We start from the raw sequence: 821 nt of genomic DNA, 5'->3' as shown, positions 1-821 counted from the left end.
CGTATTTCTTCCAATAGTGCCTGGCTTATGAGTGTGTCACTTGCTGAGTCTTCGCGTGTCGATTCCGTGTCACTAGCTGTTATTCTGTTGGATGGTTCGCCATAGCAGCGGATCAACTCGGCAAGGTCTATCACGCGCTTACCATCGCCTCTAATGCTTGCAGATATGCGCCCTGAGTCTATGTGACGGTATATCGTCTTACGTTGCTTACCGTAAAGTTTAGCGGCTTCTGTGATGGTGAATTGCATGTGTGTCACTGCGTGGTCGTGGCGTGTCACTAGAGTCTGTGTCATGCGTGTCGCTAGAGCAATTAGTGCTTACACAAAACTCACCGGTTAGCCACAAGGACTACAATGAGATATAAGGCGATTTAAGGCGTTTCAACCCAACCCCTGTAGGTAGGTATAGGTAGTAGGCTTAAAACCTCCTGAAGGCCTTTATATGAGCTTTTAGGCGTATGATATAGCCCACTCTTAGCTCTTCAGTCTTTCAGGATTGCAAAAAGACTATATTCAAGCAGCACCAACGTCAGGTTCTTCAGAATGAGAATTGGGCTTAGGGGTACCTACGATTGGTCTGCTGAAGTTGAACATTCGCTGATCTTTGGGCTGGTTTTCTTTTGTTGTTACCTTGGCTAGATAGCTCAACCATTTGTAGGCTTCTCTAAGACTTTTTCTTCCTGTGTCTTTAGCCTTTTCAATGTAATAAAACTCGTTCTCCTGTTTGACGTCACCTGTGAAACGGTCTGTCACCCTACTGCCAAAGTTGATCTGACCAACTAGTGAGGCATCTGCCCAGGCGTCGACTATCATTTTATAGAT

2 protein-coding genes are annotated in these 821 nt (G+C 45.7%); both read right to left on the bottom strand.

Annotated features, from left to right (window positions below; genetic code table 11):
* The coding region (locus ABD299_RS24790; RefSeq protein WP_344266997.1) for a helix-turn-helix domain-containing protein at positions 1-248 on the bottom strand (248 nt) is incomplete at its 3' end.
* Between the two features lie 264 nt (positions 249-512).
* The coding region (locus tag ABD299_RS24785) for a hypothetical protein (RefSeq protein ID WP_344266994.1) at positions 513-821 on the bottom strand (309 nt) is incomplete at its 5' end.

It is taken from the genome of Streptomyces sodiiphilus (assembly GCF_039529215.1).
Taxonomy (GTDB): domain Bacteria; phylum Actinomycetota; class Actinomycetes; order Streptomycetales; family Streptomycetaceae; genus Streptomyces; species Streptomyces sodiiphilus.
This window is presented reverse-complemented; position numbering and strand designations above follow the sequence as displayed.